We start from the raw sequence: 640 nt of genomic DNA on the forward strand, positions 1-640 counted from the left end.
GCTGATCGGGGTGCTGGAGAGCACCAATAAGGAGCTCGCCGAGGAGAACCGGCGGCTCAAGACCGAGATCGCCAAATCCTCCCGGTTCACCAGCATCATCGGCAATTGCGGGGCCATGCAGAAGGTCTTCGCCATGCTGGAGAAGGTGCTCGATTCCGACGTCACGGTGCTGATCACCGGCGAGACCGGCACCGGCAAGGAGGTGGTGGCCAACGCCATCCACCGGAACAGCCACCGGGCGCGGGGCCCGTTCGTCGCCCAGAACTGCGCCGCGATGCCGGAGCAGCTCCTGGAGAGCGAGCTGTTCGGCTTCAAGCGCGGCGCCTTCACCGGCGCCAACCAGGACAAGAAGGGCCTTCTCGAAGCGGCCCATGGCGGCACCATTTTCCTCGACGAGATCGGCGACATGCCGATCGGCCTGCAGGCGAAGATCCTCCGGGTCCTCCAGGAAGGCGAGGTCCGCCCGCTCGGCTCCCTGGAGAGCCGCAAGGTGGATATCCGGGTGCTCGCGGCGACGCACCAGGACCTCGAGGCACGCATCGCCGAGGGCCAGTTCCGCGAGGACCTGTTCTACCGGCTGAACGTCTTCCCCATCCACCTGCCGCCGCTGCGCGACCGCCAGGACGACGTGCCGGCGCTG

Annotated in this window: 1 protein-coding gene; it reads left to right on the forward strand. The window is 67.3% G+C overall.

The annotated features are described in order from the left end of the window. Nucleotides 1–640 (forward strand): sigma-54 factor interaction domain-containing protein (locus JJ959_RS21285; RefSeq protein ID WP_292888488.1); only part of this gene is annotated, 640 nt, incomplete at both ends.

Origin of the sequence: Nisaea sp. (assembly GCF_017640745.1) — a bacterium.
GTDB lineage: Bacteria > Pseudomonadota > Alphaproteobacteria > Thalassobaculales > Thalassobaculaceae > Nisaea.